27 protein-coding genes and 1 pseudogene are annotated in these 25,022 nt (G+C 47.0%); 24 read left to right on the top strand and 4 right to left on the bottom strand.

All coding sequences use genetic code 11. The annotated features are described in order from the left end of the window. Positions 1–176: 176 nt before the first annotated feature. From nifN to glmM, 5 genes are all read left to right on the top strand, one after another. Complete coding sequence (gene nifN / locus LBF86_00945) at positions 177–1,415, top strand: nitrogenase iron-molybdenum cofactor biosynthesis protein NifN (protein ID MDR0664078.1); 1,239 nt, start codon at positions 177–179, stop codon at positions 1,413–1,415. Positions 1,416–1,458: 43 nt separating this feature from the next. Then, positions 1,459–1,842 (top strand): nitrogen fixation protein NifX, encoded by a 384-nt coding sequence (gene nifX, locus LBF86_00940; protein ID MDR0664077.1) that lies wholly within the window; start codon positions 1,459–1,461, stop codon positions 1,840–1,842. Then, positions 1,839–2,258, top strand: a complete 420-nt coding sequence (locus tag LBF86_00935) for a NifX-associated nitrogen fixation protein (protein MDR0664076.1) — start codon at positions 1,839–1,841, stop codon at positions 2,256–2,258. The genes nifX and LBF86_00935 overlap by 4 nt, the downstream gene beginning before the upstream one ends. Next, positions 2,255–2,581 carry a nitrogenase-stabilizing/protective protein NifW gene (locus tag LBF86_00930; GenBank protein ID MDR0664075.1) on the top strand — a complete coding sequence of 109 codons (327 nt, stop codon included), beginning with the start codon at positions 2,255–2,257 and terminating at the stop codon, positions 2,579–2,581. The genes LBF86_00935 and LBF86_00930 overlap by 4 nt, the downstream gene beginning before the upstream one ends. A gap of 121 nt (positions 2,582–2,702) precedes the next feature. Continuing rightward, positions 2,703–4,040, top strand: a complete 1,338-nt coding sequence (gene glmM, locus LBF86_00925; GenBank protein ID MDR0664074.1) for a phosphoglucosamine mutase — start codon at positions 2,703–2,705, stop codon at positions 4,038–4,040. A gap of 618 nt (positions 4,041–4,658) precedes the next feature. Here glmM and LBF86_00920 read toward each other — a convergent pair. Together LBF86_00920 and LBF86_00915 are read right to left on the bottom strand one after the other, a co-directional pair. Further along, positions 4,659–5,141 (bottom strand): OsmC family protein, encoded by a 483-nt coding sequence (locus LBF86_00920; GenBank protein MDR0664073.1) that lies wholly within the window; start codon positions 5,139–5,141, stop codon positions 4,659–4,661. Between the two features lie 66 nt (positions 5,142–5,207). Further along, the gene (locus LBF86_00915) at positions 5,208–5,468 is read right to left on the bottom strand and encodes a hypothetical protein (GenBank protein MDR0664072.1); all 261 of its coding nucleotides are present in this window, start codon (positions 5,466–5,468) and stop codon (positions 5,208–5,210) included. A gap of 492 nt (positions 5,469–5,960) precedes the next feature. Here LBF86_00915 and LBF86_00910 point away from each other — a divergent pair, with 492 nt between their 5' ends. The 19 genes and pseudogenes from LBF86_00910 to pth all read left to right on the top strand — a co-directional run bounded on the left by LBF86_00910 (position 5,961) and on the right by pth (position 24,317). Further along, on the top strand, positions 5,961–6,725 hold the full coding sequence (locus LBF86_00910) for an undecaprenyl-diphosphate phosphatase (protein ID MDR0664071.1): 765 nt from the start codon (positions 5,961–5,963) through the stop codon (positions 6,723–6,725). Between the two features lie 230 nt (positions 6,726–6,955). After that, positions 6,956–8,980, top strand: coding sequence for an N-6 DNA methylase (locus LBF86_00905; GenBank protein MDR0664070.1), 2,025 nt, complete (start codon positions 6,956–6,958; stop codon positions 8,978–8,980). 35 nt (positions 8,981–9,015) lie between these two features. Next, positions 9,016–10,419: a restriction endonuclease subunit S gene (locus LBF86_00900; protein MDR0664069.1), complete on the top strand. Its 1,404-nt coding sequence runs from the start codon at positions 9,016–9,018 to the stop codon at positions 10,417–10,419. A gap of 238 nt (positions 10,420–10,657) precedes the next feature. Next, a complete protein-coding gene (locus LBF86_00895; protein ID MDR0664068.1) occupies positions 10,658–10,843 on the top strand; it encodes a hypothetical protein in 186 nt (61 codons plus the stop codon). A 387-nt stretch (positions 10,844–11,230) separates the two neighbouring features. After that, positions 11,231–12,271, top strand: coding sequence for a DUF475 domain-containing protein (locus LBF86_00890; GenBank protein MDR0664067.1), 1,041 nt, complete (start codon positions 11,231–11,233; stop codon positions 12,269–12,271). Next, positions 12,272–12,850, top strand: a complete 579-nt coding sequence (locus LBF86_00885) for a TerD family protein (GenBank protein MDR0664066.1) — start codon at positions 12,272–12,274, stop codon at positions 12,848–12,850. A gap of 12 nt (positions 12,851–12,862) precedes the next feature. Continuing rightward, positions 12,863–13,504, top strand: coding sequence for a VWA domain-containing protein (locus tag LBF86_00880; GenBank protein ID MDR0664065.1), 642 nt, complete (start codon positions 12,863–12,865; stop codon positions 13,502–13,504). A 13-nt stretch (positions 13,505–13,517) separates the two neighbouring features. After that, positions 13,518–14,147, top strand: a complete 630-nt coding sequence (locus LBF86_00875) for a TerD family protein (GenBank protein ID MDR0664064.1) — start codon at positions 13,518–13,520, stop codon at positions 14,145–14,147. Further along, entirely contained in the window at positions 14,126–14,788 is a 663-nt protein-coding gene (locus LBF86_00870) for a VWA domain-containing protein (GenBank protein MDR0664063.1), read from the top strand. Before LBF86_00875 ends, LBF86_00870 begins: the two co-directional genes overlap by 22 nt. 10 nt (positions 14,789–14,798) lie before the next feature. Then, positions 14,799–15,836: a VWA domain-containing protein gene (locus LBF86_00865; GenBank protein ID MDR0664062.1), complete on the top strand. Its 1,038-nt coding sequence runs from the start codon at positions 14,799–14,801 to the stop codon at positions 15,834–15,836. Positions 15,837–15,838: 2 nt separating this feature from the next. Beyond that, positions 15,839–17,338, top strand: coding sequence for a protein phosphatase 2C domain-containing protein (locus tag LBF86_00860; protein MDR0664061.1), 1,500 nt, complete (start codon positions 15,839–15,841; stop codon positions 17,336–17,338). Beyond that, the gene (locus LBF86_00855) at positions 17,325–18,827 is read left to right on the top strand and encodes a hypothetical protein (protein MDR0664060.1); all 1,503 of its coding nucleotides are present in this window, start codon (positions 17,325–17,327) and stop codon (positions 18,825–18,827) included. The genes LBF86_00860 and LBF86_00855 overlap by 14 nt, the downstream gene beginning before the upstream one ends. Before the next feature lie 100 nt (positions 18,828–18,927). After that, positions 18,928–19,410, top strand: coding sequence for a hypothetical protein (locus tag LBF86_00850; GenBank protein ID MDR0664059.1), 483 nt, complete (start codon positions 18,928–18,930; stop codon positions 19,408–19,410). A gap of 114 nt (positions 19,411–19,524) precedes the next feature. Continuing rightward, the gene (locus tag LBF86_00845; GenBank protein MDR0664058.1) at positions 19,525–19,866 is read left to right on the top strand and encodes a hypothetical protein; all 342 of its coding nucleotides are present in this window, start codon (positions 19,525–19,527) and stop codon (positions 19,864–19,866) included. A gap of 195 nt (positions 19,867–20,061) precedes the next feature. Continuing rightward, positions 20,062–20,472, top strand: coding sequence for a hypothetical protein (locus LBF86_00840; GenBank protein MDR0664057.1), 411 nt, complete (start codon positions 20,062–20,064; stop codon positions 20,470–20,472). A 610-nt stretch (positions 20,473–21,082) separates the two neighbouring features. Next, positions 21,083–22,036, top strand: a complete 954-nt coding sequence (locus tag LBF86_00835) for a transaldolase (GenBank protein ID MDR0664056.1) — start codon at positions 21,083–21,085, stop codon at positions 22,034–22,036. 23 nt (positions 22,037–22,059) lie between these two features. After that, complete coding sequence (locus tag LBF86_00830) at positions 22,060–23,223, top strand: PilT/PilU family type 4a pilus ATPase (protein ID MDR0664055.1); 1,164 nt, start codon at positions 22,060–22,062, stop codon at positions 23,221–23,223. 75 nt (positions 23,224–23,298) lie between these two features. Continuing rightward, positions 23,299–23,835, top strand: coding sequence for a 50S ribosomal protein L25/general stress protein Ctc (locus tag LBF86_00825; protein MDR0664054.1), 537 nt, complete (start codon positions 23,299–23,301; stop codon positions 23,833–23,835). Beyond that, positions 23,832–24,317, top strand: a pseudogene (pth, locus tag LBF86_00820) (aminoacyl-tRNA hydrolase). The gene LBF86_00825 and the pseudogene pth overlap by 4 nt, the downstream one beginning before the upstream one ends. A gap of 77 nt (positions 24,318–24,394) precedes the next feature. Here pth and LBF86_00815 read toward each other — a convergent pair. Both LBF86_00815 and LBF86_00810 read right to left on the bottom strand, forming a co-directional pair. Next, a complete protein-coding gene (locus tag LBF86_00815; protein MDR0664053.1) occupies positions 24,395–24,721 on the bottom strand; it encodes a hypothetical protein in 327 nt (108 codons plus the stop codon). A gap of 85 nt (positions 24,722–24,806) precedes the next feature. Then, positions 24,807–25,022: hypothetical protein (locus LBF86_00810; protein ID MDR0664052.1), on the bottom strand; the 216-nt coding region annotated here is incomplete at its 5' end.

The following is a 25,022-nucleotide window of genomic DNA, read 5'->3' as shown; positions in this document are numbered from 1 at the left end:
ATAATAGCGCCAGCGCCGATAAGAACTTTTCGCGTATTTGATCCTTATTTTGATTTAGCAAGCCGCGTTTGGTATAACGCAAAAACCATTTTTGCTTTATTTTTAACCAATTTAGCGATTTTTTTGTCGGCATTTTGTCATAAAATAACGGTAATAAACCGCGAGGAGCAGGCAGTTTGAGCGCATTAACGATCAATCCTATTCGCCTTAGCGCCCCGATGGGCGCGATGTTGGCGTTTTTAGGCGTGAAGGGCTGTATGCCGCTTATGCACGGCGCGCAGGGATGCGCTTCGTTTAGCAAAGTTTTTTTTACCCGCCATTTTCACGATCCGATCCCCGTCCAAACGACCGCCGTTAGCGATATTACGGCGATTATGGACGGCGGCGACAAAATTGTGGCGGAGTCGATCGACAATATACTTAAAAAAATATCGCCCGATCTGATCGGGCTTATCAGCGTCGGGCTTACCGAAACCAAAGGCGACGATCTGCGGGCGATCGCGAGCCGCTTAAAACAAAGAACGGTTTGGGTATCCGCGCCAGACTATCACGGCGGGTTGGAGAGCGGCTTTGCTATGGCGGCGACGGCGATAATCGAGCAGATCGTTAAGCCGCTTGAAATCGACCAAAAGCTAATCGCGCTGTTGCCGCACGCCTCTATGACTCCGCTAGACGTCGAAAGCCTTAAAGAGACGATCGAGAGCTTTGGCTTCGAGTGCGTAGCGGTTCCCGATCTTAGCGATAGCTTAGACGGGCATTTAGGCGAAAAACAGGGGCAGATGACGCAAGGCGGAGCGCCTTTGGAGGCAATCGAGCGCGTAGGCGGCGCATACGCGGCGATCGCGATCGGCGCGTCGATGAAAACGCCGCTAGACGCGCTTTGTCGGATAAACCCGCGCGTAAAATCGTTTCACTTTGATTCAATCGGCGGGTTGCAAGCGAGCGATAAGCTGATCGCCGCGCTGACGGCTCTTTCGGGAAAAGAGCCTTGCGCCAAAATCAAGCGGTGGCGATCGCGCTTAGCCGATATGCTACTTGATACGCACTTTGTCTTAGGCAAGCAAAAAGTGGCGATCGCGCTGGAAGCCGATCACGCGATTAGCGTCGCGAATACGCTTAGCGAGGCGGGCGCGAAAATCCTGATCGTCGCGCCGACTCCCGAATGCGCGCTGGATCGAAGCGGCTACGAATATGAATGCGAGGGGCTGTTTTGGTTGGAGCAAAACGCCGATCGCTGGGATATGCTCGTTTGCGGAACGCACGGCGAGGCGATGTGCCGCAGATTACGCAAACCGCATTTACAGGCGGGTTTTCCGCAGTGGGAGAGGGTCGGATCACAGCTTGACGTATCGATCGGATACGAGGGAAGCGCGAGAGCGCTTATGGGGGCGAACAATGGCGCAAGCGAACATTAAGATCAGCGTTCTAAGGAACGAAACTAAACCTAAAGGAGGAGTTATGAAAGTCGCGTTTGCCACAAAAGACGGCGAAAACATCAACGATCATTTCGGCTGGGCAAAGCGGTTTGCCATCTACGACGTGAGCAAGGAGGGCTACGCGCTAAGCGCGATCGTCCAAGCCGAAGAGGACGCGAACGAGGAGGACGGCAAAATCGCCGCTAAGATCGCCGCGATCGGCGAGGCGAGCATACTCTACTGCGAGGCGATCGGTCCGACCGCCGCCGCTAAGGTAGTCAAAGCGCGCATTCACCCGATCAAAATCGCCGAGCCGACGACGATCAAAGAGGCGTGCGAGCGGCTTTCGGCTATGCTCGGCAAAAATCCGCCGCCGTGGATTAAACGCATTATCGCGCGCGAAAACGGCGAAGAGGAGATAAGATGAACGATTTTTTGCGATCCTTGATCGAGCAGATCAGGGCGCAAGATCAATTCGGCGCGTGGGACAACAAGAGCGACGACGAATTGCTGGCGAAAAAATATGTGAAGAGCAAAGAGGAGATCAGGGCTTTAGGCGTGATCGCCGATATAGACGAAGAGACGATCGATAATCTTAAAATGTTATTTAAGGCGGTAGCGACAGCTTTCGAGCGCAAAACCGCCAAGATGGTTAGCGTGGTTTTGGAGATGAATCACGAGGGCTTTGGACGCGGCGCGGCGATCGCGGGCGATATTGTCGTGATGGACAAAACTTTCCGCGACGCGCATAAGTTTGCCTTCGAGAGCGTGGAAAAACTTGCCGCCGAGGGCGAAAAATGGTTGAACAGAGCGTTTGAAATCTACGCGAAATACAACAAATGAAAACGTTAAGCGACTTTAACAGGCTATCGACGATCGACGAATATCTTGATTTTTTCGAGATCGACGCAAACAATCGGATTATAAACGGCAAACGTTTTCATATTCTTAAACTCTTTGGCGCGTCGATAGAGAAACTAAAACCGCTCGCAATCGCCGACGAAAATCGCCTGCTGGAGATTTATCGATTCGCGCTGCTGAATATCGTTAAGCGTTTTGAGGAGGGTTTTAACCCAAGCGCCGCCGAAATCTGGGGAGCGCTGGAAAAACCTTCCTCTTGCCTTGCCTGTTCGCTCCCTAGTTGTAGCGGCGACGTTTCGACCTAACGCGGTCAATCGTCCGCGATTTCGTTTAATCCCCCAATCGATCGGCGTAGATTCGCGCCGTGAAAATAAATAGCGATAAACCTAGATAATTAAACTATAATTCGCGGCTAAAAGGAATATTATGCGTTTGTTTGGCACCGACGGCGTTCGAGGCGTAGCCGGCGAAAAGCTCACTCCGTTTGTGGTTTCAAAGCTGGCGATGGCGGCGGGCGTTCATTTTCGTAAATTATCGCGCACTAATAAGATACTAGTGGGCAAAGATACCCGCAAAAGCGGCTATATGATCGAAAACGCGCTGGTGGCGGGTCTAACGGCGGCTGGTTACGACGTAGTTCAGATAGGACCGATGCCGACGCCCGCGATAGCTTTTCTAACAGCCGATATGCGTTGCGACGCGGGCATCATGATTAGCGCCTCGCATAACCCTTTTGAGGATAACGGGATCAAGTTTTTTGATCGTAACGGCGATAAGCTAAGCGTCGAGCAAGAGGAGGCGATCGAGGCGATTTACGACGATGACGAAACAATCCGCGCGGCGCAGAAAACGGGAGCGAACGTGGGATCGTCAAAACGTATCGACGACGTGATCGGGCGCTATATCGTGCATATTAAAAACTCGTTCCCGCGCAACCTGACGCTTCATGGAATGCGGATAGTAATAGACGCCGCAAACGGAGCGGCGTATAAAGTCGCGCCGATCGTATTTGCCGAGCTTGGCGCGGAGCTTGTCGTGTTGGGGGACGAACCTAACGGACTGAATATCAACGCCGAGTGCGGGGCGCTCCACCCGCAACGTCTAATTGGCGAGGTTAAACGGCTGCGCGCCGATATTGGCTTTGCGCTGGACGGGGATTCGGATCGGCTCGTCGTCGTCGATGAAAAAGGAGAACGTATCGACGGCGATAAACTGCTCGGCGCGCTTGCGGTCTCGCTCAAAGAGGACGGCGTTTTAGCCAAAAACGCCTGCGTGGCAACCTCGATGAGCAACGGCGCGCTAGAAGCCTATCTTAACGCTAACGGCATAACGCTTTATCGATCCGACGTCGGCGATAAATACGTGCTGGAGTTGATGCGTAAAAATGGGTTGAACTTTGGCGGCGAACAGAGCGGACATATTATTTTCTCCGACTACGCAAAAACGGGCGACGGACTTGTCAGCGCGTTAAGCGCCGCGGCGCTGACGCTGAAAAAGGGTAAAAAGGCGAGCGAGGTTTTTAATCCGTTTGATCTATATCCGCAAAAACAGGGCGCGATCAAGATTGCGGAAAAAAAACCGCTCGACGGCGTTAGCGGTTTAAGCGAACTGCTAAACGCGATTGAAAAAAGCGGTATTCGCCATCTAGTGCGTTATTCCGGCACGGAGATGAAACTGCGCATACTGCTGGAAGGCGCGGATAAAAACGCGCTAAATCGCTGGTATAGCGAGATTGAAACGCTGTTTAAGAGTATGCGCGCATAACCCTCCCGATCGTTAAAAAGCGCGACCCGTTACGCCTATGCCGTCAGCGTCCGACTGGGCGTTTCAGTCCGCGCGCCCGCAAGGAGCGGATTTAACATTTTTGATCTTCTTCGTTAGTTTTACGCGTTCCAATCCGCGCGCTCGTTAAGAAGCGCGACAAAACGCTCAAACGGCAAACCGAACGCCGCCAACGTTTCAATCCGCGTCGCGCCCTCTTCGTCATATTCGCGTAGGCGAACGCGTAATTTTCATTAGATCGCCGTTTGACCTTATTGTCATTCCCGCGAAAGCGGGCACCCATAACAACAATCATAAAAAGATGGATGCCCGCCTTCGCGGGAATGACGAGAGGTTCGCGTTTGTTTTTATTGAATTACCGCAATCCTGCGCGCCTTGCGCTCCTAACCGCGCGGGCGTTTCGCGGGTATTCAAAGAGGTGGCGGTATAACACGGATTTAAATTGCGATTTAGGCGCAAAAAGCCGCTTCTGTTGCGTCGTCTCGTAGATGCGCGGGGCAAAGATCGCGAGCGAGAATAGGCGACGTTTTATCCTCCTGCAAGCGCGGATTGAAAGCGGTCTAACTTACAAAAGCGTTAAGGCGAGTATCGAACGAACGTCTAAGAGGGGCAAGCGTCGTTTTCCATAGGCTCGGCGCTCAAGCCAGCCGCTTCGTTTTCGCCGCTTGCGATTGATTCGCGATCCGCGATCAGAGCGCCGTTATGACGGATTGAATAGTAGATTTTCGCTACGCCCCTAAGCGTGTTTATCGTAGTGCAATAGCTCTCAAGCGACGATAAGACCCATCGTTTAGCGTCCAAATCCGCGCCGTCGGAATCAAACGAATAGACAATATGAATTGACGTAAAACGGTGCGGCGGAGATTCGTAGCGATCAAACTCGGCGTTGATAGATAAGGCGCTCGCCGTTTTGCGTTGTTTTTGCGGAAGCAGAATAATATCGCTTGCCGTGCATGCTATCGCGCCGATCGCGAAGTATTCTAGCGGGCTTATATGCTCTTTGGGATTGATCTCAAACTTGATCCCTCTGCTTGTCGTCGCCTCGAAGGTCAACGCGCCGGTTTGCGCCAAACTTACTTTCATATTATCTCCCGCCTTTCGTTGTCGTTTTGTAATGCTATCGGCTAACCCTTTAAGAGCGCCGAAGGTTTATCGGACGAAAAAGTATAAGCTAAAAACGCGGCGCGGGCTTTGATTGCGTTTAAGCGCCGCGTCCGATTCAAGCCGTTTTAAGCGCGAGGGCGGGCATAAGGGATCGTTTGCGTCAAGCTCGTCCCATATTCCGTCGAATAGGCGCGAAATATCAACCTCTAATATATGCGCGATTTTTACTAGTTGCGCCACGTTAAATCGTTTATTTTGAATGCCAAGCTCCGGCAAGGAGAGGCTTCCGACGGCTTTATATCCCATCTCAAGAGCGAGCGCTAACTGCGAAATCCCCCGTTCTTCGCGTAATTTGCGAACGTTCCACCCGATGCGTCTGTGTATTCGCGTCGTTTCAAAGCTTCGCTTGTAATTAAGCTAATCTAAAATGGGAAAGAAGGGACACATTTTTCTCCTTATAGGTTGGCTTGTCGCCGTCGCTGTAATAGTCGTTGGCGGCGAATAAGAAGTTGCCGTTATAGGCGTTCCGCTTTAATCGCGGTATGAGCGGCGCGTTCGCATCTTTAAGAATTGATCTCCGCGCCGAGCGAGCCGTCGCGGCGGGATTTGCGCCGTTTCGCGATCTAGGCTTGGCTCGCGATAAGCGATCGCATTTCTTGCCGCGACGCGATCGCGGTGGCAAAAACAAGCGGAGCTAATAGCTATGCGGCGAACTTCCGCCCGTCGATAATGGGCGATCGCCAAAAACGCGATCGATATGGCGTTTAGCGCTATGATCGCCGTCTTTTTGGGGGCGATATGGATTTGATTTACGCTTTTTTGCTTGGAATCGTCGAAGGGCTGGCGGAGTTCTTGCCCGTCTCCTCTACGGGACATCTGATACTGACTTCGCGCCTGCTAGGAATCGAGCAGAGTGAGGCGCATAAGAGCTTCGAGATTATTATTCAGCTCGGATCAATTTGCGCCGTTATCGCGCTCTATTACAAGAAACTAATAGGCGATTTCAATATGATCGCCAAGTTAGCCGTCGCCTTTTTGCCTGTCGGGGCGATAGGGTTTTTGTTTGGCAAGCAGATCAAATCGCTGTTTGCCGTTGAAACGGTCGCTTACGCTTTGATAGTAGGCGGCGTTATTTTGATCGCGATCGAGCTGTTTTACAAGCCCAAAACCGAACGAATAGAGAGCGTTGATCGCGTTAGTTATAAGCAGGCGTTTTTGATCGGTTGCGCGCAGTGTTTTTCGATGATTCCGGGGGCAAGCCGCTCCGCCGCTACGATTATCGGCGGTCTTTTATGCGGGCTTGATAGGCAAACGGCGGCGCTTTTTTCGTTTTTGCTCGCCGTTCCGACTATGTTAATCGCGACGGGCTATACCCTTGTTACAAACTACGATTCGTTTAGCGCCGATCAGACGATCAATCTCGCGATCGGTTTCGTTACGGCGTTTTTGGTCGCGCTAATAGTAATCAAGACGTTTATGCGCTTTATTTCGCGCTTTAATTTCATACCTTTTGGCGTCTATCGTATCGCCGTCGGCGCGATCTTTCTTTTTATCGTCGCTTAATTTAAGGAAGCAAAAGATGCGTCGCCGCAGATTTTGTCGGCGCTTGTTCTTGCGGGCTGCTACGGCGGCGGCAATGGCGGATACTATGGGAGAGAGCGAAGAATGAGCTTTTGAGGTTGCCTAAAGTAAGCGGCGCAGCGCGATAAAAACCGCTTTGCCTAAGCTACATTTTTGCACAATTTGCGTTTCAATATACGCAATCGTCGTGTAAATTTGCTAAAGGTTTGATCATGACACTGTCTGATATTATTCAAGATTCCCAATATAAATTAACGCAGTTTGCGTCCGATCAGCTCCATGAGCTTGAGCGAAAAATCTTTCCCAGAACAGACAAACATGGAAAAGAAGTTCCATATATTGAATGTTCTATCCGTAAAAAAGAGATACGCCTTACGCCCGAAGAGGTCGTTAGGCAGTTATACTTGCAAAAGCTGATGACGGAGTACGGCTACGAAAGCGCCCATTTTGCGATACAAAGCGAAGTTACGATGGGATCAAGCGGCAAGCGGGCTGATATTGTCGTATCTGAGAAAGAACGCCCAAGCCAGCCATATATTATTGTGGAATTAAAAAGCCCGTCCAATCCGACAGCCAAAGAAGGCAAAAAGCAACTTGAGTCCTACTGCAAATTTTCGGGCGCGTCTATCGGCGTATGGACGGACGGGAGCGATATTGAATATTATTACAAGGAAGAGGACAGGCGGTCAAAAACAACATTTTTAAACAAGCTGTCGTATTTACCCAGAGCGGATCAAACGCTTTCGGAAGTATTGAATGTACATTACACAATAAAACAGCTATATCAAAACGACAAACTCGAAAAGAAATCGCTAAACGGCGTTATTCAGGAATTTGAAGATCGTGTAATGGCAAATTCAGGCGAAGACAGTTTTGATGAAATATTTAAGGTGCTTTTTATAAAACTCTACGATGAATACATGAGCGTAGATGACGCTAATGCAATGGCGACGCTACTGAACAACAAGACGGCGATGGACGCTATCGACGACTCAAATTTCCGCAGGCTTGAATTCCGCGACACGGGCAATGACAGCGAAACGCAAAAGCGGATCAATAAACTGTTTGAAGACGCGTGCAGTCAATGGAAAGGTATTTTTGACGATAATACAAAAATAAAACTCAAACCCTCGCATCTACGCTCATGCGTATCGTTCCTACAGGATATAAAACTGTTTAACAGTAACCTTGAAGTCGTGGACGACGCCTTTGAATACCTGTCCATCAAAGCGGCAAAAGGCGAAAAGGGGCAGTATTTCACGCCGCGCTATGTAATAGATATGTGCGTAAAGATGCTCAACCCAACGGAAGAAGAAGCAATGATCGATACGGCGGCGGGAAGTTGCGGCTTCCCTATGCACGCCGTATTGCATGTATGGGGACAGATCAATCCCAGCAAGCCCAATCTGTTTACAAACGCTTCGCGTTCAAAACGGGAAATAAACTATGTGCGCGATCATATTTTTGCGATTGATTTTGACCCGCGCTCCGTGCGTGTGGCGCGGATGCTCAATATTATCGCGGGAGACGGGCATAGTAACGTTCTGAAGCTGAATACGCTTGATTATACGCGGTGGGATGAAGATATTAAAACTTCAGAATGGCAGGAAAATTATAATGAAGGGTTTCAACGTTTTATCAAATATCGAAAAAAAGCAAACGAAAACAAGGAATTTAAGTTCGATATAGTGATGGCGAATCCGCCTTTTGCCGGAGACATTGATGACGATGTAATTATTGCCACCCACGAAATAGCGAAGAACGCCGCGGGGAAAAAGATAAGCAAGATAGGGCGGGATATTCTTTTTATCGAGCGCAACCTTGATTTTCTGAAACCGGGCGGGCGCATGGCGATAGTGCTACCGCAGGGACGGTTTAACAACTCAAGCGACAAAAACATTCGTGAATTTATCGCCGAACGTTGCCGTATTCTGGCGGTAGTCGGTTTGCACGGCAACACCTTTAAGCCTCACACCGGCACTAAAACAAGCGTTTTATTTGTGCAAAAGTGGGACGAAAAGCTCTGTCCCAAGGTTGAGGACTACCCGATATTCTTTGCGACCATGCAAGAGCCGGGCAAAGATAACTCAGGAGATAAAATTTACGAGCCTTTACAGGATAAATACGGACACCTAATCGTGAAGCACGATCTGTTTAACCACAACGGGGAAACCCGGGACGGCATAGCGGAAGCCTTTGTCGAGTTTGCCAAAAAGGAGGGCTTAAGTTTTTTTTGAGATGCCCTTTCAACGAGGCGAAATACAAGGCGCTGTTGGAAGGGCTGGAAGCGAGCGAGGTGATGTTGGGTGAATTATCAGATTATGAAGAAAATGAAAATTTTAGGATTGATTCTGATTTTTATAAAAAACAATTTATTCTTGATGAAATAATGATTAAGAATTTGGAATGGGATTGTTTGGGAAACCTGTCAAAATCTATTATCAATTTTGGCGCTTACTCATTATGTAATTTTATTGAATTTGTTGATAACGGCGTTCCATATCTCAATGTTGTAGATATAAAGGATAATATTATTAATTGGGAAAATGCGAAAAGAATAAACGCGGAATTAAGTCATAGAACATTATATAAATCCTTAGCAATAGAAAATCAAGTTCTTTTAACTATAGCAGGAACAATAGGGAATGCTTCTGTTGCCTATAAATTACCAGAAGGTACTAATTCTAATCAAGCAATAGCCAATATAACAACAAAAGAAATATTGAATCCATTTTATTTGTCAACTTACTTGAACTCTCGGTTTGGTAGAAGTCAGACTCAAAAATTAACTATCAGTAGTGTTCAGCCAAATTTATTATTGACACAAGTAAAACGTATCAAAGTCCCTATCCCATCTATTCCTTTTCAAAATCATATAGAAGCAACTATCAAGAAAGGGCATAATAAACGCGAACAATCCCAAGCCCTCTACCGCCAAGCCGAAGACCTGTTGCTGGAAACCATAGGCTTAAAGGGTTTCAAGCCTTCGCGGGAAAACAAGAGCGTCAAGTCCTTCAAAGAATCGTTTTTGACAACGGGGCGGCTGGACGCGGAGTATTACCAGCCCAAGTATGAGGAAATTGAAAACAAGATAAAAAACATGTCTCATGCTTGTTTATCCGAATTGACAATTTTTATCAACCATGGGAAACAGCCGCCATACATTGAAAACGGAACAGTTAGAGTTTTTTCTCAAAAATGGATTGGTGATAAAAGTATTGATTATTCATTTTTAGAAGCAACGGATGATCCGTTTACTTCGGCAGAATTTGCTGCCCAAAACAGTAAATACGTTGCACGAAAAAATGATATTTTGTATTATTCTGTCGGCGCGAATATAGGGTATTGCCACAACTATCTGCTTGATGAACCTATAATGCCCGGTAGTTTTATAACGCTTATTCGTGCAAATAGCAAAAAAATTGACCCAGTATATTTAGGCATAGTGTTAAATTCATTAGTTGGAAGATTACAGGCAGAAAAACACAAAAGCGCAACAGCCCAACCTTATATTTATCCAAAAGATATTTCTAAATTTGTCATTCCTCTGATCGCCCCAAAAATCCAACGCCGCATCGCCGCCTTAATCACCAAGAGTTTTACGCTGCGCTCTGAATCAGAGCGCTTGTTGGATGAGGCAAAAGAGACGGTGGAGCGGGAAATAGAAAAAGGCTAATAGCGAATCTTTTTCCCTATACGCCTCTATTTGCCCTATCCGCTCTTTGGTCTGGCGGGTATTAGCTTGCCCGCCCGTCTTAATCTTTCCCTAAGATTTGGTTTAGCGAATGCCGAATTTTCGCGGAGGGAGCAGAGCGCTTGCGCCCATAAATAGACAAAATTCTTCGCAAAGCGTCAAAACGCGCCGCGCAAGGCTTTTTGTATTAGGATAGCGAGAATCAACGTAAAGGACGCCAGTGAGCAAAACGCCTTTTTCATTATGGATCGACTATCTTGATCGAGATTTTATCGTCGGCGATCTGCCCGAATACCTGCGGCGCGGCGCGCGCGGCGTTACGACAAACCCCGCGATCTTCAAGCAGGCGATTGTCGGCAAAGACTCTTATAAAACGCAGGCGCTAAAGAACGCCTCATCATTTTAGCGCGCCAACGATATGCTTTTGCCGCTATTCGCACAAAAAATCAACATCTCTTGTCAAATTTTCTTGTTTTTTAACAGCGTTTTAAGTTAATACGGAGTATTATCACAGACTTTATCTCTACATTCAAGAAGGATTGTAATGCAATCGTTGTCCTTATTACGGATCAGTTTAGCAGGATTATCGGCTTACAACAGCTATGTAAAGCCATTGTCGCCAATTAGCGAGATCGCCCATAAACGATCTCTCTTAACTAATTCAAAAACTTCAACTTTGGTTAAGTTTAGAAATCCTCTCTCTCTCTCTCTCTCTCTACTCTCTCTCTCTACTCTCTCTCTCTGCGCTCGCTCCGAGTAGAAGTCATCCCTTCACTCTCGCGAGGTTAGCCTCGTGAGACATTTTTACGCGTCGTTTATCGTTACAATCGTTTGCGTTACGCTTGCCGCCGCTTGGGGTTGGTCAAGCGGTACGGGCATTTTAACCGCCGTCTTTCTTACGTTGATTCTTGGCGTGATGGAAACTAGTCTTTCGTTTGACAACGCGGTAGTTAACGCCTCTGTGCTTAAAGAGATGGACGCAAAATGGCAGTTTATCTTCTTAACAGTTGGGATTTTTATTGCCGTATTTGGAATGAGGCTTTTGTTTCCGGTGCTGATCGTATCGATTGCCACTGGATCAGGACTTTTTGATACCGCATTATTGGCGCTTAATAGCCCCGAAGAGTATTCGGCGCATCTGTCCAACTCGCATGCGGCGATCGCCGCGTTTGGCGGGATTTTTCTGTTGCTTGTGTTTTTGTCGTTTGTCTTAGACGACGGCAAAGAGCTACATTGGCTTGGCGCGATCGAGGAGCGCTTGAGCCGACTTGGCAAACTAGATTCGCTTGAAGTTTTAATAGCGTTAGTTACGTTGCTATGCCTCTATTTCTGGCTACCAATCGACGAGGCGACAAAAGCGGGCGTTCTTGTTTCGGGCATAGGGGGAGTTGCGTTATTTATCGCGGTTAGCTCGCTAGATAGCCTATTTGAAGATGAAGAAAAGGGCGAACAAGCGGTTAAAACGGCTAAACGAAGCGGGATTGCAGCCTTTCTATACTTAGAAGTTCTCGACGCGTCGTTTAGTTTTGACGGCGTAATCGGCGCGTTTGCGATCACGCGCGACATTGTGATTATTATGCTTGGACTTGGCATAGGCGCTATGTTTGTGCGTTCGCTTACGGTGTATTTAGTGCGTAAAGGCACGCTTGATCAGTTCGTTTTCCTTGAACACGGCGCGCACTATGCTATAGGCGCGCTTGCAATAATAATGCTCGCGGGCATAGTGGTTCATGTGCCTGAAGTAGTTACGGGGTTAATTGGAGCGGCGTTTATCGCGTTTGCTCTGTTGTCATCAGCTAAACATAACAAACTCAAATCAAAACAGGAGGATTAAATGGCGGTTTCATTGGCTAAAGGCGGCAACGTTTCGCTTTCTAAACTCGATTCGTCGCTCAGACGAATTTTGGTAGGTCTTGGCTGGGACGCGCGCTCGACTGACGGGGCGGATTTTGATCTCGACGCTTCTGCTTTCTTGCTGACGAAAAATGGTAAGGTGCGCAACGACGGCGATTTCATTTTCTATAATAAGTTGATTTCACCTTGCGGATCAGTCGAACATACGGGCGATAACCGTACGGGCGCTGGAGATGGCGACGATGAAGCAATTAAAGTTGATCTTAGCAGAGTTCCAGCCGAAATTGAGAAGATCGCGATTGCCGCGACAATTCATGAAGCGGACTCAAGGCGACAAAATTTTGGACAGGTTGGCGACGCCTTTATGCGTATCGTAAATCTTGACAATAATGAAGAGATTGCGCGTTTTGATCTGGTTGAAGATTACGGAACAGAAACGGCGATGATCTTTGGCGAGATATACAAAAAAGACGGCGAATGGAAGTTTAAAGCTATTGGACAGGGCTACTCAGGCGGTTTAGAGGCGTTGTGCAAACAATTTGGCGTGCAAGTAGCATAGAAAGGGAATTAAATGGCTAGACGGTTACCAGTGTATTTACTACTAGATACTTCAGGCTCTATGAGCGGCGAGCCGATCGAAGCGGTGAAAAATGGCGTTCAAATTTTAGTTTCAACGTTGAGGCAAGACCCTTACGCGCTTGAAACGGCGTATCTTTCCGTAATAACCTTTGACAGCTCGGCAAAGCAGCTTGTCCCTCTCACGGAACTTAGCGCGTTTCAACAGCCAAGTATAACCGCTTCCGGGGCGACCGCGCTTGGCGAGGCGCTTAGCTTACTTGCCTCAAAAATTGAGACGGAAGTTATCAAGACTACTCCCGACGTCAAGGGCGATTGGAAACCTATAGTGTTTTTGATGACGGACGGATCGCCTACCGACAACGTGCGCAAAGGTATTGACGCGCTAAAAAACGTCAAAACGGCGATTATCGTTGCCTGCGCGGCGGGATCAGGCGCGGACACCGCGACATTGAAGTTGATTACAGAGGTTGTGGTTTCGCTCGATACGGCAGACGCTGACACAATTAAAGCGTTTTTCAAGTGGGTTAGCGCCTCTATTACAACTGGCTCTCAAAAGGTTGATCAGACACAAAAAGAGATCGGCGGATTAGACGATTTGCCTCCTCCTCCGCCAGAAGTCAATATCGTAATATAAGAAAGGACACGAAATGGCAATTTCACTTAAAAAAGGACAAGGCGTTAGTCTCAAAAAAAGCGACAACGATCTTTCGCTTGTGACAATTGGACTTGGCTGGGATGTCAAGGAAGATAATAAAGGTTTGCTCGCAAGCGTTTTTGGCGGAACTAAAGAGGAAGATTACGATCTTGACGCGGTTGCTTTTCTTTGCCACAGCGACGGTAAAGTTCACAATGCGGGCAATGATCGCTTGGTTGGCGGAGATATTGTATTTTTTAATAATCTGCGTCATACAAGCGGTTCAATTTGGCTTACGGGCGATAACCGTACGGGCGCTGGAGAGGGCGACGATGAACAGATCATCGTCAAGCTAAACGATCTACCGTCGCAATTTGCAAAAATTGCCTTTGTCGTTCAAATATATCAGGGCATTCAGAAAAAACAGAGTTTCGGCAAAGTACAAAATGCTTTTATACGAGCGGTTGATGCAAAAGGCAAAGAAATGGTTCGTTTTGATCTAAGCGGCGGCGAAAGTTTTTCGCAATACAGATCACTACTATTTGCCGAGTTGGAGCGAGAAGAAAGCGGATGGAAATTTAACGCCATAGGAGCGCCTGATTCTAGCGATACTTTTGTTGATTGGCTAAAACGGTATTTGTGATGTCTGTTAGGCGATTGCCAGTTTATATTCTATTGGATACTTCTGGCTCCATGAAAGGCGAGCCTATCCATTCGGTCAATGTTGGATTACAGGCGATGCTTAGCGCGATGCGTCAAGATCCATATGCGTTAGATAGCGTATATATGTCGATTATTACGTTCGACATTGAAGCAAGAGAGATAATGCCTTTAACGGCATTAAGCGACGTTCAGCTTGGCGAGATAATTGTTCCACAATCAGGCGCGACTTTCTTGGGCGCCGCTTTAATGCTTTTAGTAGAGCGCGTAGATCGTGATGTAAGAAAAAATACGAAAGAGACAAAGGGTGATTGGCGACCATTGCTATTTGTTATGACCGATGGCAACCCAAGCGATTTACAGATGTATCGCAAAGCGATCATCGAGATCAAAAAACGCAATTTCGGTTCCATTTTAGCATGTGCTGCAGGTCCAAAAGCAAAGAGCGAGGCGCTACTGGAACTTACCGATCGCGTAGTAACGCTTGATACTATGGACAGCGCTGCTTTTCTAGGATTTTTCAAATGGGTTTCAGCTTCAGTATCGATCGGCTCGAGCAGTAATGGACTAACGGAGCAGGTAAATCTACCGCCTCCTCCGCCTGAAGTAAATGTGGTTATATAAAGGAGAATGAATGAGGCGTCTCCCAGTATTTTTCTTGCTAGATTGTTCGGAGTCGATGATTGGCGATAAGCTTGATAAGATGCAAAATGCTATGGGTGTGATTGTCGGCGCGCTTCGCTCTAATCCGTATGCGCTAGAAACAGTCTATATATCGGTAATCGCTTTTGCCGGCGTAGCCAAAACTATCGCGCCGCTAACGGAACTCTACTCGTTTTATCCGCCAAAGCTGCCGCTTGGCGCTGGAACTAGTTTGGGATTGGCGCTTGATATACTAATGGACGAGATAGATTGCCGCGTAGCAAAAACTACGACTGAGCAAAAAGGGGATTGGAAACCGTTTGTTTTTTTGATCACAGACGGACGCTCTACTGACAAAACCGATACGGCAATCTCCCGTTGGCAGGCAAAATACGCTAGGAGAGTTACATTGATCGCTATTGGTCTTGGAAAAGAGGCGGATTTTGCGACGCTAAAAAAGCTGACGGAAAATGTGATTATTTATGAAGAAGCGGACAAAAACGAATATACCGCTTTGATTAAGTGGATTTCGGACTCCACGATCGCACAAAGTAAAAGCATAGGCGAAGGAGCGGAAAATAACCCGCTACCTGATCTTGACGGAATTGAGTTGAAACTAGTCAAAGAGTTACCAGCAAATACTGACGATTCGTGCGTAGTATTGGTTGGACGTTGCCAGAAAGTAAAAAAGCCGTATCTGATCAAATACGAGCGATCGCTCGTCAAATTAGGCGGCGAAAAGCATAAAGCTGAGATCGCATATTACGACGTCGCGGGCGCGTTTATGATCGACGAGGAGTATTTCAAATGGTCGCAGGCACAAGCGTCGGCGATCAAAGTTAATACTTCGCTTTTAGATGGAGCGCCAAGTTGCCCATATTGCGGTAATCACTCGGCGTTTGCAATGTGCGATTGCGGCAAATTGACTTGCACAAGCGGTGGCGAAGCAACCTGCCCATGGTGCGGTAGCGAGCTGTTTTTCGGAGGCGAAGGCGGCGGCGATTTCGACGTCGGACGATCCTTAGGATAATAATGGCAAACGAACAACATACAATAGAGGACGTCTCCTTTAAGATATTTAGGGTGCGCGACAATCAGTCGCTATTATTTAGCGGCGAAATCAAGGACAACGATCTGAGCGAATTTGTTAAACAACCAATGGTAAAGGAAGCGGTTCAAAACTTTATCAAACAGATCGAATATGAATGGAGTAAATTCAAAACCTGTAAAGGAGAAAATATGAACGCAAACGCTAAGGGCTTACAAGCCTACAAAGAAAATCAAAATACGCTTAACGACAAAGGGGCGAAGGTAGCGGAAACACATCCTATAAAACAGATTATTAAACCAATTCGATTTTTGTTGCCAAACGCGAAAAAAGGAGAAAAATATGAAGCGATTATTAAAACGGACGGTGATGAAATTAAAAAAATAGAAAATGTTAAATTTGCTGAAAAGGAAGATATAGGTCTCTTTTTCAACGAGGAGAAACAGCTAGTTAGCGGAATACCTAATAAAAGCGGCGAGTTCAAGTTCAACGTATATTACAGAACCGAGGCAAACGTAACCCGAGGCGGAGAAGGAATGCTGATAATTAATCCAGATCCGCGCGATCTGTGGCAAAATAATGAGCCAGATCAAAATCTGCCGTATCCAAAATCTCATACCGATAGCAAGATTATTAATGAAAACAATATTTGTATAGTTGCTGCAAGCAGACGAGGGCGATCGCATGCGCACGTTGGCAGTTTTCGAGACGACGATTTTTTTGTCGGTTATAACGATGGTTGGAGCGTTTTGGTTGTAGCTGACGGCGCGGGAAGCGCAAAACTATCAAGAATTGGATCAAAAGAGGCGAGTCATGCTGTTGGCGTACTGATCAGCGAGCGGCTAAAAGGTACAAGCGGTAATGAATTATCCATTCTGATTAGTCGATGGGACGGCGAAAAGCAAAATGTTCAGCAAAAAATATATAGCTTGTTTCAAGAAGCCATAAAAAACGCGGTGGATACTATAGAAACAACTTCTACGCGATCTTATTCGGCGCAATCGCGAGATATGGCAACTACGCTACTTGCGGTTATTGCACGAAAGATTGGCGATAAAGTTTTTGTCGCCTCTTTTTGGGTTGGCGATGGTGCAATTGCCGCTTACAGTCCAAACAGCGAAGTAAAAATTAAAGTATTGGGAGTTCCGGACGAGGGCGAATATGCGGGGCAGACGCGCTTTTTAGATCGCGCTATATTGCAAGACGGCGATGGATTTAACAAGCGAATCAAAATCGGTCTACTTTCGGATGTAAAAGCTATTTTTTTAATGACCGACGGCGTTAGCGATCCAAAATTTGAGACAGATAACGGATTAAACGATCCTGTCAGATGGGACGCTTTATGGCAAGAGATTGAACCGATACTATCCGACGAAAAGCCCGACAAAAAACTGCTCGAATGGCTTGATTTTTGGTCTCCTGGAAATCATGATGACCGTACGATTGCAATTCAATGGTTTGATAAATATCATGGCAATAATTAAAGGAAAAACTGTCGATGGGCAAAACGTAGAGTGGGACGATAATATTATCGGTTCAGGCGCAATGAAAGACGTTTATTTTTCGCCCGATCGCTCCTATGTTGTAGGATTTTATAAAAACAAACAGGATTTTCAAGCAAAAGATCGTCTTAGTATGATCACCGGAAAATATAAAGAGAGCATATTCAATCAAGCTGGCGGCGATTATTGGAAAAATCTGTTTTGCTGGCCTACTGCTATGCTGGAACACAACGGAAAATTAGGCATTGTAGCGCCTACATACCCTAAACATTTCTTTTTTAAGTACGGTTCTATCAATAACGACACTCTTGGTATTAAAGGTAAGGAAAAAGAGGGTAAGTGGTTTGCCGCGCCCAAATTACGTAATCGCCACATAGATCCGAGAGAACTTGGCGACTGGCTTAATCATCTCAAAATTTGTCTAACAATTGCACGCGCTATTCGACGAATGCATGCCGCTGGACTTGCTCATTCTGATTTAAGCTACAAAAATGTGTTAGTCGATCCTTCAGGCGGATTCGCATGTGTTATTGACGTGGACGGTTTGGTTGTGCCGGGGAAATATCCGCCTGACGTTGTAGGCACTCCAGATTTTATAGCGCCAGAAGTGGTTAAAACAAGCCATCTCAAAAAAGACGATCCTTTGCGTTGTCTTCCGCGTCGTGAAACAGATTTGCATGCTTTAGCGGTTTTGATCTATATGTATCTTTTGTATCGGCATCCGCTTCGCGGCGCCAAAGTGCATAATATTAACGATGAAGCGCAAGATGAGCAGCTAAGTATGGGTGAAAAGGCGCTTTTTATTGAACACCCTGCGGATAGGTCAAATCGCATTAAAATAGATAGAGCTGAAAAATGGGAGCTTCCATGGGCAAATACTGACAAGTTGCCTTACATGCTGACAGGTCCATATCTTAAAAAACTTTTTGAACACGCTTTTATCGATGGGTTGCACAACCCCGCCGCGCGTCCAAGCGCTAATGATTGGGAGATAGCGCTGGTGAAAACCATTGATTTGATTCAGCCTTGTCAGAACCCAAACTGTGCTCAAAAATGGTTTGTATTTGATAATTCAACAAAACCTAAATGCCCTTTTTGTGGCGCTTTATATAAAGGTAAATTACCTGTTTTAAACCTTTATTCGTCTCGCTCTAAAGGTTCTTTTAGGTCAGACGATCATCGCATTATGGTTTGGTCTGGACAATCACTTTTTTGGTGGCATGCGAATCGCCTGATTGCGCCAAATGAAAAGTTGGACAATGCGAGTAAAAAACGTATTGGTTATTTTTTGCAACATAACGGCGAATGGTGGCTGGTTAATGAAGGGTTACCAAACTTAACTGATGTGACTGAAGGCGAATCCGTTCAGATTGCGATAGGCGACAAAGTCGAATTGCTTGAAGGCAAACGATTGTTGCTTGATAGTAAGGAAGGCGGTCGCCTTATCATCGTACAGATGGTAGAAGCGTGAAACAAATCATAAAAGAAGGAGGTAGTTAATTATGCCAGTAGCGTAATCTACCAATCACAGCAAATGGTTACCGAATTTTACAAACGATAAAGGAGGTCGTATGGATAACCAAGTTAATAGCGAAGACATTGAACAGGTCAATCCTGAAAGGGGAAAATTTAGCGGCAAAAATTTTGCCATTGCCGCCGGTAGTATGATCGGAATATACATCCTGACTAGTATAGCGGCAGATTTTCTCGGGCTTGCTGAAGACGATATGCTTAAATTCGGCTTCGCGATTATTTCTGCCAGTGCAATAGCTCTTGCCGTTTTTTCAAAGTCTATAGAATTAAAACGCTATAAAGGCTTTTTTACCGCAGGACCCTTACTGGTGTTTTTTGCGACGATCCTTGTTTGGATAATCGCCTTTCCCGGTTACCTTTATTCGATTCTTCAAGTAAGGGATGGCAATCTTCCTCTCAAGCAAGGCGGCGACCAGATCGAGAAAGACGGCGTTCAGAAAAATATTCCAGCAGGCATTGGCTTTCTGATAATAATATTGGTATTATTAGGGCTAATAGCGCGTTCTTATGTGGTCGGATAGTTTGTTTTGCAATCTTGCGACCGCAGGAGTTTTGTCGTTACACAACAAAGTTTCCGCGGTCGCTTATACTTAAGCGCAAATGCGCGTAGAAGCTTAAAATGTAGGGAGGAAAATATGAAGAAAGCATTTATAATGCTCTTATTGTCGGCAAGCGCGCTTGCTCAATGTCAGATCGATTATTCAGTAAACCTGAAAGCTTTTAGCGGCAATGAACTGGTTGAATTGCGATCGGGCTTTCCAGGTCAGTCGTCGGTCGTTAGTCGAAAACGCGCTGTTAGCGGTATTGTTGGTTTTTATAACATCTGTCCGGGTTTTTACTTTCTGGCGATTGGCGAAGGAGAAAGCGTAAACGTAACAAACGCAAGCTACTTTGAAGATTATCATAGCTATACAAGCCAAATCGTTCGTCAACACGGAAGCGGCAATGTATCAAGGCAGTCAAGAAGCAAATTATAAATACGCTATCGCAAAATGAAACGAATAATAGAATCAATAGTATGTTTTCATTTTTGGACAATTTTGCTTATATGCGTATCGATATGTATCCTCCTCTTTCCCGTGTTATTAGCGCTATATAGGCTAGAAACTAATATTACCATAGAAGCCTATAAAGCTCTCCGAGCTAGGAATTATAAAAACGCCTTTATTTTTTTGATCGAAGCTACTAAAAAATCAATAGAGAAAATACGAATCGCTTACGTAAAAACGCGCGTGGGCAAAACCAAACAAATACCAGTATTATATTTATATTCGCAAACGCATAGCGGCGATTATAAATACGATAATGAAAAAGTGATAGGCGGATTTGGACAGATTTTGCGTTTATCGCACATAGATCGAGAAATTATTTGTAACAGTAATCAAGATACATGTGTTGGGCGTTTTGAAAATCAATCTAATATATGGTATTTGGTCAACGACGGAATTAACGATTTAGCTTTATTGTCAAAGCGCGCTGAAACAAAAATTGCGGTTGGAAATAAAATAAAACTAATGGACGAGCAAAAATTAGTCCTTAGTAGGCGACGCTATAGTAAAATTGCGATAGTTAAATTTATTTAACCCCATAAAATTAAACCGTCGCAAAGTCGATGTTCGTCGCAAGCGTTCAATTTATACTTTAGAGACGCAAAGAACGCGGTTTTCTTATGGCGCTATACTGACGCGCAGAAAAAAGCCGTATTCTATCCGTATTTTAAACGATCTGTTTGCCGTAAATTACGCGGTTTTTAGAAAATTTGCCTCTTAAAACAAAAAAATATGCGAATATGTTTGAGGTTCCGCTAGCAAGGGCATATTATGAGCGTCTGCGAAGTTAAAAATGAAAAAATAACGAATAAACCGTTTTGCTTAGCCTAGCTATGATCGCAAAAAAAGCGAACGCCGCTATACTGTAGAAAAGCGTCGCTTTATTCGCCGTTATGTAGCCGCATATTTCAGTTTTGCGGTTTAGTTTGCCGTAAATTATTCCTTTGCGCTTCGTATGCGTATAGCGTTGCTCCAACGGTTTCAATCGCTCGGCTAATAGCGCCGAAACGGCTTTGGACAAACAGCCATCAAAAAAACTAACATATGCTAATGCGGACGCCTATTTGGCGGACTATAACACGGATAATAGCGCCGCGCAAGGCTTTTTGTATTAGGATAGCAAGAATCAACGCAAAGGACGCCAGTGAGCAAAACGCCTTTTTCATTATGGATCGACTATCTTGATCGAGATTTTATCGTCGGCGATCTGCCCGAATACCTGCGGCGCGGCGCGCGCGGCGTTACTACCAACCCCGCGATCTTCAAGCAGGCGATTGTCGGCAAAGACTCTTATAAAACGCAGATAGAGAGGTTAAAGGGCGCGGGCGTTTTGGGCAAACGGCTGTATGAAGCGCTTGCGATCGCCGACGCGCAAAACGCCGCCGACGCGCTAAAACCCTATTTCGACGGGCAAGACGGCTTTGTCAGCATAGAGGTCGATCCGGCGTTTGCTTACGACGCGCCAAGCGCGATCGAAGAGGCGCGCAGGCTCCACAAAGCGATCGGACGCGAAAACGTTATGATAAAAATCCCCGCCACAAACGAGGGCGTAATAGCGATAAAAGAGCTATTAAAGCTCGGCATTCCAACTAACGCGACGCTTGTTTTTTCGACGGATCAGACGCGCAAGCTGTTAAGCGCGGCGAAGGGAAGCCAAACGCCGCTTGTGATTAGCGTTTTTGTTAGCCGTTTTGATCGCGAGATCGACGAGCGGCTCCCAAAAGAGCTTAGAGCCAAAACGGGGATTATAAACGCCGCCAACCACTACAATATGATCGCGAATGCGGACGGCAAAAACGTTCGCGCCCTATTTGCCAGCACGGGCGTTAAGGGCGGCGGGCTAAGCGCCGATTACTATATCCGCGAGCTGTTGGGCGATAATCTTATCAATACCGCGCCGCTAACGGCTATCGACGCTTTTTTAGCGAGCGGCGATCGCGAAAACCGACTGCCGATCGCGCCTGAGAAAATCGCCGCGTTCTTTGGCGAGCTTGACGCTAAAGGCATAGATTTTGAGCGCTTATGCGATAAACTTTTAGCCGAAGGATTAGCCTTATTTGAACGGGCTTTTTCAGATATAATTTTGACTTTGGCTTGACTAGCCGTTAGTAAGGAGGAAGCGTGCCTGTCGAAGTAAATGTGGCGGAATTAAGTTTTGAGGTAACGGAGCGCGTAAAAGGCTATCTTAAAACGCTCATTCAGAAAAACGGTAGCGACCTGCATATAAAAGCGGGGCAGAAAATTATGGGGCGCATAAGAGGCGATATTACGCCTTTAAGCGAAGACGTAATGAGCCGCGCCGACGCGCTGACGATGGCGAAGGAGATGTTGCGCGGGCGCTTTGGCGAGCTGGTAGCCAACAAGGAGATCGATTTTACCTTTCAACTAGACGAAAAATTTCGTTTTCGCGCCAACGCCTTTTTCCAAAAAGACGGACTTTCTGCGGTGTTTAGAACGATCCCGACCGATATTCAGACAATTTCCGATCTCGGACTGCCTAAATCGTTATACGCGCTCACGACGAAAAAGCGCGGGCTGATCTTGGTTACGGGCGTAACGGGAAGCGGCAAATCGACCACGTTGGCGGCTATTATCGACGAGATCAACGAAAAACGACGCGAGCATATCATTACCATCGAAGATCCGATCGAGTTTGTCCATCGCGACAAAAGATGTATTATCAACCAACGCACTATCGGCGAGGATACGTTGAGCTTTGCGAACGCCTTGCGCGGCGCGCTTCGCGAGGACCCCGATATTATTCTCGTGGGCGAAATGCGCGATCTGGAAACTATTGAAATCGCGTTGCGCGCCGCCGAAACGGGACATTTGGTGCTATCCACGCTGCACACGCTCGATAGCAAAGAGACGATCAACCGCGTGATCGGAATGTTCGCCAAAGAGGAGCAAAACCGCGTCCGTCTTATGCTCGCCAGCACGCTTGTGGGCATCGTTTCTCAGCGGCTTGTCAAAACCACGAACAACAAGCGCGCGCCGGCGATTGAGATGTTGCTCGATACGCCGCGCGTAATCGATATGATCGCCAATTACCGCGACGACGAGGTGCAAGACGCGCTCGCGGAAGGCAGGGAGATCTACGGCACGCAGACTTTCGATCAGTCGCTTTTCGATCTCTATAAGGCGGGATCGATCAGCGAAGAGGAGGCGTTGGCTAACGCCAATAGCCCCGACGATTTAAAAATTCGCATTCGCGGAGCGGTTGCGGAAAAGATCAATCTGCCAAAAGAGGCTGGTATTATCAAGATTAAACAAAATTTTGGCTAAGTTTTAGTATAATCCGCGCCCTTGTTTGCCGCCAAAGATTTTTGGCGGCGGCAAATTTACGCAAGGATTTCTAACATGCTAGAAGGCATAATCAGAGAGAGTACGGCTAAGAGCGCGACTAAAGCGCTCCGCAAAGATGGTTATCTGATCGCCAATATCTACGGCGGCGGCGAACCGAACGTTAACGCGGCGTTTAAGAAAAACGACTTTATTCGCTTCGTAAAAAATAAGACTAAGCTCGCGTTTGACGTAAAAGTCGGCGACAAAAAACGCCATGTCGTAATCGAAGAGTATCAAGCCGATCCCGTCGGCGACGATCTGCTCCACGTCGATCTGCGCGAAGTGGTCAAAGACAAGCTCGCCCGTTATCTTGTCCCCGTTAAAACCGTTGGAACTCCCAAAGGCGTTAAGAACAAAGGCGTGTTTATCACGATGAAAAAACGTATTCCCGTCCAGTGTCTTGGCAAAGACCTGCCCGATTCTTTCACTTTTGACGTAAGCGCGTTAGACGTGAACGACACGATTTTGGCGCGCGACGCTAAAGCCCCCAAGGGCGTTAAAATCCTACTTGACGGTCGCATAGCCGTCGCCGGAGTTATCAAAGCTAAATGACGCTGATCGTAGGGCTTGGCAATCCAACCAAGCGATACGAGCGCACAAGGCACAACGCGGGTTTTTTGCTTGCCGATAACCTAATCGAGCGGCTAAAGCCCGCCAACGTCTCAAAAGCCGCTTTCAAGGGCGAGTTATATAAAAGCGGCGATCTGCTGATCCTAAAACCGACAACCTTTATGAATCTCAGCGGCGAAAGCGTTTTGGCGGTCAAAAACTTCTATAAACCAGAAAAAATTATCGCGGCGCACGACGATCTCGATCTGCCCTTTGGCGCGCTTCGTTTCAAGTTCGGCGGCTCGAGCGGCGGGCATAACGGGCTGAAATCGATCGACGCGCTCTGCGGCGCGGACTACTTTCGCGCGAGAATGGGGGTTGGTCGCCCAAATAGAGAGCAAAACGCCGCCGATTATGTGCTGGACAATTGGAGCGCGGACGAAACGGCGGCGCTTGGCGAATGGATAGAACAGGCGGCAAACGCGGCGCTGGCGCTTATAAACGAGCCGCTAGAACTTGTTCAATCGACGCGATCAAAAAGCGGCGTGCAACGCGTCGATAGTTAAGTTTCTAATCTTTCGACGTTTGCAATAGGCGCCAGATCGCTAATCAGAGAGCGTCCAAAACGCCGCGCCAATCGCTCAAAAATCCGCCGCGAACATACCGAAACGGACGCGATCAACGCAAAAACTAACCGCGCCAATCGTTCAAAAACCTTCGTAAATATAAACATATCAAACGCGTCGTCGTTTTTGCGTTTATATAAAGCGACGCTGTCGCTATCCGCGAGCCGCCGCCATTTTGCTTTTAATCTCTCTTTGCCAACCGCGGCGATCTTAGCCCGCGCCCCCGCAAAAGCGCGGTTATAATAAACTCGTCCGTCTAACAATCGCGTTTCGGCTCGCGCGATCGCGCCCGCCGCTATGCATAATCGGTATATTTTTAAGTTTCAATGCGGTTTTGGCGGCGCGCAATTAGACGCGATCGGCGCGCGTCGTCGCCAACGCGTTAGATTTTTTCAGCGCGTCGATCTTGGATAAAAAGGTTTCGATCGTATCGTCGTAATCGATCGCGGATTTGAACGGCTCAAGCGCTTTCGAGCTGTGATACGTCGGGGGGGGGGGGGGGGGGGGGCCGGGCGGGGGGGGGGGGTGGGGGGGGGGGGGGGGTGGGGGGGTGGGTGGGGGGGG

This window comes from Helicobacteraceae bacterium (assembly GCA_031258155.1).
Classification (GTDB): domain Bacteria; phylum Campylobacterota; class Campylobacteria; order Campylobacterales; family SZUA-545; genus JAIRNH01.
This window is presented reverse-complemented; position numbering and strand designations above follow the sequence as displayed.

Coding starts and splice junctions, on each gene's coding strand:
- LBF86_00885 (MDR0664066.1), top strand. CDS start 12,272: ATGGCGGTTTCATTGGCTAAAGGCGGCAACGTTTCGCTTTCTAAACTC.
- LBF86_00920 (MDR0664073.1), bottom strand. CDS start 5,141: ATGAAAGTAAGTTTGGCGCAAACCGGCGCGTTGACCTTCGAGGCGACG.
- LBF86_00915 (MDR0664072.1), bottom strand. CDS start 5,468: ATGGGATATAAAGCCGTCGGAAGCCTCTCCTTGCCGGAGCTTGGCATT.
- nifX (MDR0664077.1), top strand. CDS start 1,459: ATGAAAGTCGCGTTTGCCACAAAAGACGGCGAAAACATCAACGATCAT.
- LBF86_00880 (MDR0664065.1), top strand. CDS start 12,863: ATGGCTAGACGGTTACCAGTGTATTTACTACTAGATACTTCAGGCTCT.
- LBF86_00875 (MDR0664064.1), top strand. CDS start 13,518: ATGGCAATTTCACTTAAAAAAGGACAAGGCGTTAGTCTCAAAAAAAGC.
- LBF86_00865 (MDR0664062.1), top strand. CDS start 14,799: ATGAGGCGTCTCCCAGTATTTTTCTTGCTAGATTGTTCGGAGTCGATG.
- LBF86_00850 (MDR0664059.1), top strand. CDS start 18,928: ATGGATAACCAAGTTAATAGCGAAGACATTGAACAGGTCAATCCTGAA.
- LBF86_00860 (MDR0664061.1), top strand. CDS start 15,839: ATGGCAAACGAACAACATACAATAGAGGACGTCTCCTTTAAGATATTT.
- glmM (MDR0664074.1), top strand. CDS start 2,703: ATGCGTTTGTTTGGCACCGACGGCGTTCGAGGCGTAGCCGGCGAAAAG.
- LBF86_00825 (MDR0664054.1), top strand. CDS start 23,299: ATGCTAGAAGGCATAATCAGAGAGAGTACGGCTAAGAGCGCGACTAAA.
- LBF86_00935 (MDR0664076.1), top strand. CDS start 1,839: ATGAACGATTTTTTGCGATCCTTGATCGAGCAGATCAGGGCGCAAGAT.
- LBF86_00910 (MDR0664071.1), top strand. CDS start 5,961: ATGGATTTGATTTACGCTTTTTTGCTTGGAATCGTCGAAGGGCTGGCG.
- LBF86_00930 (MDR0664075.1), top strand. CDS start 2,255: ATGAAAACGTTAAGCGACTTTAACAGGCTATCGACGATCGACGAATAT.
- LBF86_00845 (MDR0664058.1), top strand. CDS start 19,525: ATGAAGAAAGCATTTATAATGCTCTTATTGTCGGCAAGCGCGCTTGCT.
- LBF86_00855 (MDR0664060.1), top strand. CDS start 17,325: ATGGCAATAATTAAAGGAAAAACTGTCGATGGGCAAAACGTAGAGTGG.
- LBF86_00905 (MDR0664070.1), top strand. CDS start 6,956: ATGACACTGTCTGATATTATTCAAGATTCCCAATATAAATTAACGCAG.